13 protein-coding genes are annotated in these 12,508 nt (G+C 63.1%); 11 read left to right on the top strand and 2 right to left on the bottom strand.

Features of this window, described 5'->3' with window-relative positions; translation table 11 throughout:
* Positions 1–130 precede the first annotated feature (130 nt).
* The 8 genes from OH720_RS19150 to OH720_RS19115 all read left to right on the top strand — a co-directional run bounded on the left by OH720_RS19150 (position 131) and on the right by OH720_RS19115 (position 7,530).
* Positions 131–883, top strand: a complete 753-nt coding sequence (locus OH720_RS19150; RefSeq protein WP_180203407.1) for a GntR family transcriptional regulator — start codon at positions 131–133, stop codon at positions 881–883.
* Positions 880–2,610, top strand: a complete 1,731-nt coding sequence (locus OH720_RS19145) for a fumarate reductase/succinate dehydrogenase flavoprotein subunit (RefSeq protein WP_272602461.1) — start codon at positions 880–882, stop codon at positions 2,608–2,610. The genes OH720_RS19150 and OH720_RS19145 overlap by 4 nt, the downstream gene beginning before the upstream one ends.
* Positions 2,611–2,636: 26 nt before the next feature.
* Complete coding sequence (locus OH720_RS19140; protein WP_008060065.1) at positions 2,637–2,882, top strand: 4Fe-4S dicluster domain-containing protein; 246 nt, start codon at positions 2,637–2,639, stop codon at positions 2,880–2,882.
* A 231-nt stretch (positions 2,883–3,113) separates the two neighbouring features.
* Positions 3,114–4,520: an ABC transporter substrate-binding protein gene (locus tag OH720_RS19135; protein WP_272602460.1), complete on the top strand. Its 1,407-nt coding sequence runs from the start codon at positions 3,114–3,116 to the stop codon at positions 4,518–4,520.
* A 139-nt stretch (positions 4,521–4,659) separates the two neighbouring features.
* Positions 4,660–5,442: an ABC transporter permease gene (locus tag OH720_RS19130; protein ID WP_272602459.1), complete on the top strand. Its 783-nt coding sequence runs from the start codon at positions 4,660–4,662 to the stop codon at positions 5,440–5,442.
* Positions 5,442–6,290: an ABC transporter ATP-binding protein gene (locus OH720_RS19125; RefSeq protein ID WP_272602458.1), complete on the top strand. Its 849-nt coding sequence runs from the start codon at positions 5,442–5,444 to the stop codon at positions 6,288–6,290. Before OH720_RS19130 ends, OH720_RS19125 begins: the two co-directional genes overlap by 1 nt.
* A complete protein-coding gene (locus tag OH720_RS19120) occupies positions 6,287–7,249 on the top strand; it encodes a HEAT repeat domain-containing protein (RefSeq protein WP_272602457.1) in 963 nt (320 codons plus the stop codon). Before OH720_RS19125 ends, OH720_RS19120 begins: the two co-directional genes overlap by 4 nt.
* Positions 7,246–7,530 (top strand): DUF971 domain-containing protein, encoded by a 285-nt coding sequence (locus tag OH720_RS19115; RefSeq protein ID WP_272602456.1) that lies wholly within the window; start codon positions 7,246–7,248, stop codon positions 7,528–7,530. The genes OH720_RS19120 and OH720_RS19115 overlap by 4 nt, the downstream gene beginning before the upstream one ends.
* 81 nt (positions 7,531–7,611) lie before the next feature.
* On the opposite strand, the gene OH720_RS19110 is transcribed toward OH720_RS19115, so the two are convergent.
* Together OH720_RS19110 and OH720_RS19105 are read right to left on the bottom strand one after the other, a co-directional pair.
* A complete protein-coding gene (locus tag OH720_RS19110; protein ID WP_272602455.1) occupies positions 7,612–8,349 on the bottom strand; it encodes a TorF family putative porin in 738 nt (245 codons plus the stop codon).
* 119 nt (positions 8,350–8,468) lie between these two features.
* On the bottom strand, positions 8,469–10,211 hold the full coding sequence (locus OH720_RS19105) for an amidohydrolase (RefSeq protein WP_272602454.1): 1,743 nt from the start codon (positions 10,209–10,211) through the stop codon (positions 8,469–8,471).
* Positions 10,212–10,314: 103 nt separating this feature from the next.
* On the opposite strand from OH720_RS19105, the gene OH720_RS19100 reads away from it, so the two are divergent.
* From OH720_RS19100 to imuA, 3 genes are read left to right on the top strand one after another with little or no spacing between them, the layout of a single operon-like run.
* Positions 10,315–11,232: a LysR family transcriptional regulator gene (locus OH720_RS19100; protein WP_272602453.1), complete on the top strand. Its 918-nt coding sequence runs from the start codon at positions 10,315–10,317 to the stop codon at positions 11,230–11,232.
* A gap of 38 nt (positions 11,233–11,270) precedes the next feature.
* Positions 11,271–11,888 (top strand): transcriptional repressor LexA, encoded by a 618-nt coding sequence (gene lexA / locus OH720_RS19095; protein WP_272602452.1) that lies wholly within the window; start codon positions 11,271–11,273, stop codon positions 11,886–11,888.
* Positions 11,888–12,505 carry a translesion DNA synthesis-associated protein ImuA gene (gene imuA, locus OH720_RS19090; protein ID WP_180203420.1) on the top strand — a complete coding sequence of 206 codons (618 nt, stop codon included), beginning with the start codon at positions 11,888–11,890 and terminating at the stop codon, positions 12,503–12,505. The genes lexA and imuA overlap by 1 nt, the downstream gene beginning before the upstream one ends.
* The last annotated feature ends 3 nt before the right edge of the window (positions 12,506–12,508 follow it).

Below are 12,508 nucleotides of genomic sequence, written 5' to 3'. Positions count from 1 at the left end.
ACCGGGTGAACCGGGCTCTGCGGTGTGTCAGGTAGGCCGACGCATCTAACCTTATGCCCAAACAGTATTTCTCAAGCCTCTCCTTAGAACCCTAAGATCACGTCATAACTCGTTATGACAAGTGATCTTCATGACCGATAACGTTCTATCCCTCAGTAGCGTTCCCCTGCACACCCAGCTGCGCGATGTGTTGCGTGCGCGCATCCTCGACGGTGAATATCCGCAAGACAGCCAGATGCCTTCCGAAAGCGAGCTCGGTGCGCTGTTCAAGGTCAGTCGCATCACCGTGCGCCAGGCCCTTGGCGATCTGCAGAAGGAAGGGCTGATCTTCAAGATCCACGGCAAGGGCACCTTCGTCGCCAAGCCGAAAACCTTCCAGAACGTCAGCACCTTGCAAGGCCTGGCCGAGTCCATGACCGGTCGCGGCTATGAGGTGATCAACCGCCTGCGCAGCTTCAAGTTCATCGCCGCCGACAAGCTGGTCGCCGAACGCCTGCAGGTCGCCGAAGGCGAGACCGTGGCGCAGATCAAGCGGGTTCGCCTGATCAACCGCGAGCCGATTTCCCTGGAAATCACTTACCTGCCCAAAGCCCTTGGCGAGCGCCTGGAGAAGGCTGATCTGGTGACCCGTGACATTTTCCTGATCCTGGAAAACGACTGCGGCCTGGCCCTCGGTCACGCCGACCTGGCCATCGACGCGGTGCTGGCCGACAGCGACCTGACCCAGGCGCTGAACGTCGAGGCCGGCTCGCCGATCATGCGCATCGAGCGCCTGACCCACGACGCCGAAGGCCGTCCAGTGGATTTCGAACACCTTTACTACCGTGGCGATGCCTTCCAGTACCGCTTGCGGATCGACCGGCAAAAAGGGGCGCAGGCATGACCCGAACGACTCTCGAACAGGAATACGACATCGTCGTGATCGGCGGCGGCACGGCCGGCCCCATGGCGGCGATCAAGGCCAAGGAACGCAACCGCGACTTGCGGGTGTTGTTGATCGACAAGGCCAACGTCAAGCGCAGCGGCGCGATCAGCATGGGCATGGACGGCCTGAACAACGCGATCATTCCCGGCCACTCCACGCCGGAGCAATACACCAAGGAAATCACCATCGCCAACGACGGCATCGTCAATCAGGCCGCGGTCTATGCCTACGCGACCCACAGCTTCGAGACCATCGAACAGCTGGACCGCTGGGGCGTTAAGTTCGAGAAGGACGAGACCGGCGACTACGCGGTGAAAAAGGTCCACCACATGGGCGCCTACGTGCTGCCGATGCCGGAAGGCCACGACATCAAGAAAGTCCTGTACCGCCAGTTGAAACGGGCGCGGGTCAGCATCACCAATCGCCTGGTCTGCACCCGTTTGCTCAAGGACGAGGAGGGCGCGGTCAACGGCGTGATGGGCTTCGATTGCCGCACGGCCGACTTCCATGTGATCAAGGCCAAGGCCGTGATCCTCGCCTGCGGTGCCGCCGGGCGCCTGGGCCTGCCGTCCTCGGGTTACCTGATGGGCACCTACGAAAACCCGACCAATGCCGGCGACGGTTACGCCATGGCCTATCACGCCGGAGCGGAACTGGCGAACCTGGAATGCTTCCAGATCAACCCGCTGATCAAGGACTACAACGGCCCGGCCTGCGCCTATGTCACCGGTCCGTTGGGCGGCTACACCGCCAACAACAAGGGCGAGCGCTTCATCGAGTGCGACTACTGGAGCGGCCAGATGATGTGGGAGTTCCACCAGGAACTGGAAAGCGGCAACGGTCCGGTGTTCCTCAAGCTCGATCACCTGGCCGAAGAAACCATCCAGAACATCGAAGAGATCCTGCACAGCAACGAGCGCCCGAGTCGCGGTCAGTTCCACGCCAATCGCGGCACCGATTACCGCACGCAGATGGTCGAGATGCACATCTCCGAGATCGGCTTTTGCAGCGGGCATTCGGCGTCGGGCGTGTGGGTCAACGAGAAGGCCGAGACCTCGGTCAAGGGCCTGTATTCGGCGGGTGACATGGCTGCGGTGCCGCACAATTACATGCTCGGCGCTTTCACCTATGGCTGGTTTGCCGGCACCAACGCGGCGGACTTTGTCGCCGGACGCGAGTTTTCAGCACTGGATGCCGAGCAGATCGACATCGAAAAACAGCGAGTCTACGCACCGCTGGATCGCGAACACGGCCTGCCACCGGCCCAGGTCGAGTACAAGCTGCGGCGCTTCGTCAACGACTACCTGCAGCCGCCGAAAGTGACCAAGAAGATGCAGATCGGCCTGCAACGTTTCAGCGACATCCAGCGTGACCTCGATCAGATCAAGGCCCACAACGCCCACGAACTGATGCGCGCCATGGAAGTCAGCATGATCCGCGACTGCGCCGAAATGGCCGCCCGTGCTTCGTTGTTCCGCGCCGAAAGTCGCTGGGGGCTTTACCACTACCGGGTCGACCACCCGCAACGCAACGACAGCGACTGGTTCTGCCACTGCCACCTGAAGAAGGGCGAAAACGGCGTGATGACCAGTTTCAAGAAAGCCGTCGAGCCTTACATCATCCCGCTGGATGCCGATGAAATGCAGGCCTACGACCGGTTGCGGGTCGGTGCCGACGCGGCTTGAGCATGACACTAGAGAGAACCCGTGAAATGGCCTACCAACCCCAGGAAATATTCTTTCGCTCCAATGCACCGGTCACCGTCGACGAGGACCTTTGCATCGCCCACAAAGGCTGCACCGTGTGCGTCGACGTCTGCCCGATGGATTTGCTGGCAATCAACCCGGCCACGCAAAAGGCCTACATGGCCTTCGATGAATGCTGGTACTGCATGCCCTGTGAAAAGGACTGCCCGACCGGGGCGGTGAAAGTGGATATCCCGTACCTCCTGCGCTGAAACCCAATCCCTGTAGGAGTGGCCTGCTCGCGATCGCAGTGGGTCAGACAATGAGATGTTGGATGTGCCATCGCCATCGCGAGCAGGCTCACTCCTACATTGGTTTTGTGACAACCCGAAAGAGCTACCCGGCAACACCGGACGCTGTACTGAAAAACACCCCTCGTTTCCCACCACGCCCTGATCGTGGCGGAGACGAACATCCTATAAATGATTCGAGGGGAAACACTCATGATGTTGCGTGCAGCTTTGGCCGGTCTGGTACTGGCTTCATTCACCCTGTCGGCTTCGGCCGAAACCATCCGTATCGCCATTGGCACCCAGGACACCACCATCAACTGCGCCGCCGGCGGCCTGTTGATCCGCGAGCTGGGCCTGCTGGACAAATACCTGCCCCACGACGGCCCCTACAAGGACGCCCAATACGAGGTGCAGTGGAAGAACTTCACCAGTGGCGCGCCGCTGACCAACGAGATGGTCGCCGGCAAACTCGATTTCGGCGCCATGGCCGATTTCCCAGGTTCGTTCAACGGCGTGGCGTTTGAAACCGCCGGCAAGCACAGCTTGTTCATCAGCGTGCTGTCGGGCAGCACCAAGGGCAGTGGCAACGGCATCGTGGTGCCGAGCGCATCGGGCGTGCAGTCACTGGCCGAGCTCAAGGGCAAGACCATTTCCGTACCGTTCGCGTCCACCGCCCATGGCATGTTGTTGCGCGCTGTGGCGGCACAGGGCTGGGACCCGCTCAAGGACGTGAACATCATTGCCCAGCCACCGGAAGTCGCCGGTTCCGCGTTGCAGGCCGGCAAGATCGACGCCCATGCCGACTTCGTGCCGTTCGCCGAACTGTTCCCGAGCCGTGGCTTCGCACGCAAGATCTACGACGGTTCCCAGGCCGGCGCGCCAACTTTCCACGGTGCGCTGGTCGACCAGGCCTATGCGAAGAAATACCCGGAAATCGTCGTCGCCTATCTGCGCGCCAGCATCGAAGCCAACCAGTTGCTCGCCGCCGAGCCTGAGAAATACAGCGAGCTGATCGCCAAGGTCACCGGGGTCGATGCCGAGGTCAACTACCTGTTCCACGGTCCCCTCGGCGTGCAGACCCGCGACCTGACCTGGAAGCCGGAATATCGCCAGGCCGTCGGCACCGCCATCGACACCCTCAAGCTGTTGAAGAAGGCTGATCGCGGCCTCGACCTGAATACCTTCATCGACGACCAGTACATTCGCGCGGCGTTCAAGGCGTCCAATCTGGACTACAGCGCGCAGTTGGCCAATTACCAGCAAACGCCGCTCAAGGCCGTCGACGCAGCCAGTGGCCAGGCCATCACCGATTTCAGCCACGTGGCCGAGATCTGGGTGCGCGGCGAGCCGAAAGTCCGCCAATACGCCTCGGCGCAAGCGGCGTTCACCGCGCTGGCCGCGCTGAAGCAGGAAGGCAAGAACATCCGCGCGGTGTATGCCCAGGCCAGTGACAGCGGGATCAAGCTGCTGGCCGACCAGGCGTGGTTTGCCAGTGATGCCAAGGGGCAACTGAGTGCGTTCCTGCTCAAGGGCCAGGCCCAGCAATTCGCCACGGCCCAGGGCGGCAAAGTGTTCGATTTCACGGATGCCACGACCCAGGCCGTGGCCGCGCGCTAACCCCGAGAACACCACACCCCCCCCTGTGGGAGCGGGCTTGCTCGCGAAAGCGGTGGGTCAGTCAACATCAATGTTGGATGTCAGACCGCATTCGCGAGCAAGCCCGCTCCCACAGGGGGCAGTGTAGAGAGGACGAATTGTGTACGGATCATTTAACCGCTGGCTCCTCCGAGCCGCCTCACTGCTGCTCTGCCTGCTGTTCTGGCAACTCGCCGCAAGTGGTCACTGGAACCTCGGCCTGGTGACCTTCGCCAACGTCCCGACCCCGCTGGCCGTGATTGAAGCGGCGCTGGGCCTGGGTGACTCCGGCAAGCTCGCCCGGCACCTTGGCAGCAGCCTCAGCCGGGTCTTCGCCGGTTACCTCGCGGCGCTGGTCGTCGGCGTTGCCTTGGGCCTGGCCATCGGCCGCTCGAAATGGGCCGAAGACCTGTTGCTGCCACCGCTGGAAGTGCTGCGCCCAATCCCCGCCGTGGCCTGGATTCCCCTGGCAATCCTGATGTTCCCCTCGTCCGAGCTGTCGATGGTCTTCATCACCTTTACCGGCGCCCTGTTCCCGATCCTGCTCAACACTGTGCATGGCGTCGAAGGCGTCGATCCCCGCTTGATCGCCTCGGCCAGAAGCCTTGGGGCAGGGCGCCGGGCGATGCTGCTGGAAGTGATTCTGCCGGGCGCCGCACCCAGCATCGTCACCGGCCTGGCGATCGGCATGGGCACCTCGTGGTTTTGCCTGGTGACCGCCGAGATGATCTCCGGCCAGTACGGCATCGGCTATTACACCTGGGAGTCCTACACCATCCAGAACTACCCCGACATCGTGGTCGGCATGTTGCTGATCGGCGTACTCGGGATGGGCAGCAGTCTGCTGATCAAACGCCTGGGCGGCGTGTTCACGCCCTGGCATCGACCACGAGGAAAAGCCTGATGAGTGTGTTTCAACAGCCTGAAGGGCGGATCGATATCCGCGGTCTGTCGATCAGCCTGGGCGAGGGCAGTGCCGCGTTTGAAGCCGTGCAGGGCCTCGATTGCCTGATCGAACCGGGGCAGTTCGTGTGCATCCTCGGGCCGTCCGGTTGCGGCAAGTCCACCTTGCTCGGCGCGCTGGCCGGTCACCTGCAACCGCGCGCTGGCAGCCTCAAGGTCGATGGCGCGGCGGTGTCCGGCCCGTCGCCGCAACGCGGCATGGTGTTCCAGCAACACACCCTGTTTCCCTGGCGCACGGTGCGCGACAACGTTGCGTTCGGCCTGAAAATGCGCGGCATCGGGAAAGCCGAACGCCACAAGGCCGCCGATGAAATCCTCGCCCTGGTGGGCCTTGAAGGCTTCGCCGAGCGCTGGCCGAACCAGCTCTCCGGTGGCATGCAGCAACGGGTGGAAATCGCCCGGGTGCTGGTCAATCGCCCGCGCCTGTTGCTGATGGACGAGCCCTTTGGCGCTCTCGATGCCCTGACCCGCTTGAACATGCAGGAGCTGCTGCTGGACATCTGGACACGGATTCGCACCACCGTGGTGTTCGTCACCCATGACATCGACGAAGCGCTGTTCCTCGCCGATCGCTTGCTGGTGATGAGCACGCGTCCCGGCCGGATCATCGAAGACCTGCGCCTGGATTTCCCCCGGCCACGCACCACCGAACTGGTGACCAGCCACGAATTTTCCCGCTTGAAGCGTCACTGCCTCGAACTCCTGCGTCACGAAGACGGTCGGCAGCTGCCACGCCTGAACCCTCTCGGACTTCCCCCAGAAAACAAACTGCCGCGATTTGCCCTATGACCTCACTATTCGATGTAACCGATAACGAAGACATTCTCGCCCTGCAACCACGCCTGACTGACGACGATGCCGGCGTGCGCCGCATCGCCCTGATCGAACTGGCCGACCTGGAAGAGCCGGACGGCCTCCTGTGGTTGGTCAACCGACTGGCCGGGGACCCGGCCGAAGACGTCCGTGCCGAAGCCGCGCGGTTGCTCGAAGCCTGGGAAGATGAACCTGTGGTCGAAGCGCTGTGCCAGGCTTTGACCGATCCATCCGCAGCCGTGCAAGCCGCCGCCGCGCAAAGCCTCAGCCTGCTCAAGAGCGAAGCGGCGGGCGGGGTGATTCTGCCGTGGACCGGGCATGCCGAGATCGGCGTGCGCATCGCCGCGTTCAGGGCCTTGCGCGAGTTGCGCTACCCGCAGGCGGCCCCGGCGGCGCTGGTTGCCTTGAGCGATCAGGAGGCCAATGTCCGCCGTGAAGCTGTCGGCGTGCTGGGTTGGCTCAAACAACTCGACGCCTTGCCGGCCCTGGCGCGGCTGGCCAGTACCGACCCCGACACCGAAGTGCGCCGCGCCGCCACCGGTGCACTCGGCCTGGCCTCTGACGCACAGGTGCTGCCGGCCCTGCGCCAGGCCTTGCAGGACCAGGCCTGGCAAGTGCGCGAGGAAGCCGCCACCACCCTGGGCAAGGTCGGGCACGTCGACGCTGGCCCGGCATTGGTCCAGGCCTTGAGCGACGATTACTGGCAAGTCCGCCTGCGCGCCACCCGCAGCCTCGGCCGCTTGCGTTACGCCCAGGCACTAGACGCGCTGATCGAAACCCTGGGCCACCGCATCAGCAACCTGCGCAAGGAAGCCGCCCTGGCCCTCGGCGAACTGAATGAAAAAGGCGCCATCGCCCCGCTGCTGGCCGCGCAGGACGATGGTGATCCGGAAGTGCGCAAAGCGGTGCGCATTGCCCTGAGTCAGCTGCAATGAACCCGGTGGCAGTGGGCAATTCCCGCAGCAGGCAGCAGCTGCGCTTGAACTGGCCGGATGGCCGCGAGCAGTGGCTGGACCATGCCGAGCTGCGCCGCCAGTGCCCGTGTTCGCAGTGCCGGGCGTTTCGATTGCGCGGGACACCGCCGCTGGTTGACGATCGTGTGCGCGTGGTCAAATTGAATCCGCAGGGGTATGGATTGCAATTGGTGTTCAGTGACGGGCATGAGCGGGGGATTTTTCCGTGGCCTTATCTCTCGGGATTAACACCGGACCTGTAGGAGCGAGGCTTGCCCGCGAAGGCGGTGTGTCAGGTAAGCAGCCTTCGCGGGCAAGCCTCGCTCCTACAGGGGCCGTGTTCGTTAGAAAGATTTGCTGAGGCTCGCTACTACCGTCGCGCTGCACACATCGTCGAAGCCCCAGTTGCTGGTGCACTGGCTCTTTGACAGGTCGGTGTCGATGTAGCTCAGGCCCAGCATCACGCCTGCCAGTTCGTGGGTCAGCTTGACCTCCCACTCACGGTACGAGTCTTCAGCCTCACCCGAGCGTGAGTACAGGTGCGGATCCTTGAAGTCCATGTCGCCGTAGCGCAGTTTCAGGCCGACGTCGTAGGGCAATTCGGTCTCGTAACCGACATAGCTGTAGAGCGAGTTCTGCTCGCTATCGATACCCGGCGCATCGGCGGAGTAATAGGCCCCGAGTTTCACCCCGTAGACGCTGAGAATGCCGTAGGCCTCGCTCTGGTTGAACTGGCTTTCTTTCGGGTAAGCATATTTGAGGTAGCCCAGGTCGAGGCTGATGTCATCGGTGGCCTGCCACAACCAACCGGCGTAGTAGTCGACTTCTTGCCGGGTTTTCAGGCCACCGCCAAAGTCGACGTTGGAAGTCCATGCGCCCAGGTACAGGCCGCTGCTGTGGGCCAGGGTTGCACCGGCTTGCAGTGCCGGGTCGTTCTGGGTCTGCGAGATGCCGCGGGTGCGGTAGTCGCTGGCCAGGGTCACGTCCAGCAGCAGGGCGAAATCATCGTTCAAGGGAATGGCCTGGCTGCTCAAAGGCAGCAGGCTCAAGGAACCGAGGGCGATCAGGGTGAAAGCTTTCATGGGGGTACGTCCCGTTGCTTTTTATTGTTAAGGGCAGGATTGTTATGGGCAGAAATCGGGCAAGGCTGCGCCGCGCCCCGTGTTGAAAAACACGAGGTCGGGCAGGGGGGCGGTTTTTATTAGAGTGTTGGCGCGTAGACCTGCCGACCGGCGAACCAGGTCTGCAGCACTTGGGTGTCGTGCAGGGCTTTCTCGTCGACGCTGAACACATCGCGATCCACCACGATGAAGTCAGCCTGCTTGCCGGCGCTCAGCGAGCCGATCTGTTTGTCCAGGCCAATGGTGCGTGCGGCATTGAGGGTGTAGGCGTAGAACATGGTTTCGCGGTCGATGCGTTCATCGGCGTTGAGTACCCCAAGCGGACCCTCCCGGGTGATGGCCTGGGCCATGGCGTTCCACGGGTTGGGCGAAGACACCGCCCAGTCACTGGCCCCGGCGATGGTCGCGCCCTGTTTGAGCAACGAGTGCGCCGGGTACTGGTAACGGAACGCCAGGGCACTGACGTAAGGCTTGATCATGCCGGTGGTGTAGTCGTCGGCGCTGGCCCAGAGCAGTTGCATCGAGGCGATGACGTCGAGCGGTTTGAAGCGGGCGAACTCTTTCGGATTGACGATCTGCAAGTGCGTGATGGAGTGGGTCACGCCGCTCTGCCGGTCCTTGCGCGCCTGGGCGATGCCGTTCAGCGATTCGCGTACCGCGCGGTCGCCGATGGCATGGATGTGCACCAGCCAGCCACGCTGATCGATGGCGCTGACCAGCTCGCCGAAGTGTTTCGGGTCGATCAACAGTTCGCCCGGTTTGTGCGAGTTGGTGTAAGGGTCGATCATCGCGGCGCTCTGTGCCGGGTACTCGATCACGCCGTCGGCGAAAATCTTGATGCCGGGCAGCGTCAGGTTGGGAATGCCCTGGAACTGTTGGCGGACTTTGTCCAGGGTGTCGAGATCGGTGGGCACGCTTTTCGAATTGGCCACCAATAGCGCGGCGACGTGGGCGCTCATGCCACCGCTCTCGGCCAACGCCTTGTACGTCGGCAGCACGCCGACGGTTTTCTCCGTGGGCTTCATGGCAAACACCGGCTCGCCAGGCGCGGCGTTGGCGGCAGGGTCCATCCACGCGGTGATGCCGAGGCTGTTGTTGTAGCTCACGGCGGTTTGCGCCGCCTTGAGCAGCTCGGCGGCACTCGGCGAGGGCATTTTCGAGGCGACCCGGTCCCAGCCAGCGTCCACCAGAAAGCCGTTGGGGCTGCCGTCGTCGAGTTTGCCGATGGTGTCTTTCTCGGCGTCCGGCAGGTTTTTCAGCAGCGCGGCATCGATGCCTGCGCGTTTGAGCATCACGTTGTTGGCCCAGGCCGTGTGATGGTCGCTGCCGATGAACACCACGGGCACGTCTGCCCATTCGCCACTGTTGAATTTCTTGCCCAGGTCTTGGGCCTGCGCCCAATAGGCCGAACTCATGCCGGCCACGATCAGGACGTCGCCGTGCCTGGCCTTGCCATCTTCACGCCAGGCCAGCAGGCGTTTTTCCAGCTCGTCCAGGTCGACCACTTCATCTGCCATGTTGGCCGAGCTCATTTCCAGGCCGCCAAAAATCGCATGGGAGTGGCTGTCGATCAGGCCTGGCATCAGGGTCTTGCCATCCAGGTCGATGACCTGGGTTCCCGAATCGATCAGGGCCTTGATTTGCGCATCGGTACCGACTTGCAACACTTTGCCGTCCTGCACCGCCAGCGCCTGGACCTTGGGCTGGTTGCGGTCGGCAGTGAAGATCTTGCCGTTGAACAGCACCAGGTCAGTGGCCGCCATGGCTTCCAACGAGGCAAAACTGACGGCCAGCATCAATAGATTCGGGATGAATCTTTTCATTGAATGTTTCCTTGTTATTGCGTCTGATGGCCAGATTAGTGGCTTGCCGTGCTTGGCAGAACGCCTTACTCACGAAAAACGTTTTTGCCTGAATGGAAAAAGAATGGACAAGCTGGGTGCACTGAAAATGTTCGTGGTCACGGCGCAACTGGGCAGCTTCAGCCGCGCCGCCGAGCAATTGGGCAAGACCCCGTCGGCCCTGACCAAGGCGGTCAATCACCTGGAAGCGCAGCTCGGCGCGCGTTTGTTCGAGCGCAGTACCCGGCGGATCTTGCTCACGGAATCCGGGCGGCTCTACCTGGAAACCGCGCGCCAGGTGTTGCAGCGCCTGGACGAGGCCGGCGAGGAAATCGAGCAGTTGCAGCATGGTTTGCGCGGCAGCCTGAAAATCACCGCGCCGCTGGCCTATGGGCAGGCCTTTCTCGATCAGGTGTGTGGCGGTTTTCTCGAGCAATACCCGCAGATCAACCTGCAAGTGGACCTGTGTGACGAGTTCGTCAATTTGCTGGAGAGTGGCTACGACCTTGCCCTGCGCGAAGGTCATGACGACTTGCCGGGGTTGATCGCCCGTGTGGTCGGCAGCAATCGCCTGGCGCTGTGTGCCAGCCCGGAGTATCTGGCGCGCAAGGGGCTGCCGGTCACCCCGCAGACCCTCGATGAGCACGAATGGTTGTTGTATCGCCATCCGTTGCTCAGCCGCGAATTCTGGTGGGCCGAGCGTGACGGCCAGCGCCTGAGCCTGCCGCAACCCCAGGCACCACGCTTGCGCAGCGATAACTACGACTTGCTGCTGGCCAATGCCCTGGCCGGGCGGGGGTTGCTGCATACGCCGTTGTGGAGTGCGGCGCCGTACATCGCCGATGGGCGCCTGGTGCGGGTGATGGCCGACTATGACATCGACCCGGACAGCTTCGGCCCGCACATCCTGGCGGTGTACCCGAGCCATCGGCGGGCCACGGCCAAGGTGCTGGCGTTTATCGATTACATCGCTGCGTTTCTGGCGTCCCGCGGTTTGAATTGACTGGCGGTCCTTGCCAGGAAATTGCGGAAAGAGTACAAATGTACTCCATGACCACATTAACTCCCCGCCGTACCGCCATCCTGACCTTCATCCGCGAACGCATCGCCGAACACGGTCAGTCCCCGAGCCTCGCTGAAATCAGCGAGGCGTTCGGTTTTGCCTCCCGCAGCGTGGCGCGCAAGCATGTGCTGGCACTGACCGAAGCCGGGTTTATCGAGGTCAACCCGCATCAGGCCCGGGGCATTCGCTTGCTCGGGCAGCCGCCGCGCCCCGAGCTGCTGGACATCCCGGTGCTCGGCCGGGTGGCGGCCGGTACGCCAATCGGTGCCGATGCCGAGGTCCATAGTCGCTTGCTGCTCGATCCGTCGATGTTCTCGCGGGTGCCGGACTACATGCTGCGGGTTCGCGGTGACTCGATGATCGAGGACGGCATTCTCGACGGCGACCTGGTGGGCGTGCACCGCAGCCCCGAGGCCGTCAATGGCCAGATCGTCGTGGCGCGGCTCGACGGCGAAGTCACCATCAAGCGCTTCGAGCGGGTTGGCGAGCGGGTTCGCCTGTTGCCGCGCAACCCGGCCTATCAACCGATCATCGTCGAAGCCGACCGCGACCTGGCCATCGAAGGGGTGTTCTGCGGCCTGGTGAGGCAAGGCTGATGGGTGCCGTCGTCGCGCTGGATACGCTGTTCAATGGCGGGCAGGTCTGGAGGGGCCGGCCTGCGCCACCGGCCGTCAGCCCGCAACCCACCGGGCATGCCGCACTGGATGCGGCATTGCCCACGGGCGGTTGGCCGGAGGCGGCGCTGACGGAAATCCTCCTGGCCGGGCAGGGCGTGGGCGAGTTGCAACTGGTGTGGCCGGCGCTGGCGCGGCTGTCGGCGGCGGGTGAGCGCATCGTGCTGGTGGCGCCGCCCTGCGTGCCCTATCCCCAGGCCTGGCAGAATGCCGGGGTCGATCTGCGCCAGTTGTCGATCATCCAGGCCAGCGAGCGCGATGCGTTGTGGGCGGCGGAACAATGCCTGCGTTCGGGCAGTTGTGGCGCGGTGCTGTGCTGGCCGCACAAAGCCGATGACCGCGCCTTGCGCCGCTTGCAGGTGGCGGCGGAAACCGGCTCGACCCTGGCGTTCGCCTATCGCTCGCTCAGCGAAGCGATCAACCCTTCGCCCGCGGCCCTGCGCATCGCCATCGATGCCAGGCCCGCGCAATTGCGCGTGCTCAAGTGCCGCGGCGGGTTGGCCCGCTCGACGCCGATTGCCTTCGCCGTGGGGCATTGAGGT

Source organism: Pseudomonas sp. WJP1 (assembly GCF_028471945.1).
Classification (GTDB): Bacteria; Pseudomonadota; Gammaproteobacteria; order Pseudomonadales; family Pseudomonadaceae; genus Aquipseudomonas.
This window is presented reverse-complemented; position numbering and strand designations above follow the sequence as displayed.